We start from the raw sequence: 242 nt of genomic DNA, 5'->3' as shown, positions 1-242 counted from the left end.
CGAGAATCGCCACGCGCTTCACGGCTGTCACGACGGCCATCACGCTCGTCACGATCGCGGTATTCGCGACGTGCCGGACGCGGTGCTTCTGGTGGCAGAATCAGAGGACGTTCGCCCTGTGCCATCTTCAGCAGTGCGGCTGCCAGTGTTTCCAGATCCATTTCTTCTTCTGGCTGCATTTTAGCCAGCAGAGCACGGTACTGATCCAGATCGCTGCTTTCCAGCTGCTGCTGAACTTTAGC

The 242-nt window shown here is 58.3% G+C and carries 1 pseudogene; it reads right to left on the bottom strand.

Annotated elements, in window-relative coordinates:
- Positions 1–242, bottom strand: a pseudogene (locus tag SB765_RS33040) (hypothetical protein); the annotation flags it as partial.

Source organism: Pseudomonas sp. SIMBA_067 (assembly GCF_046534675.1).
In the GTDB taxonomy this organism is placed as follows: Bacteria; Pseudomonadota; Gammaproteobacteria; order Pseudomonadales; family Pseudomonadaceae; genus Aquipseudomonas; species Aquipseudomonas putida.
This window is presented reverse-complemented; position numbering and strand designations above follow the sequence as displayed.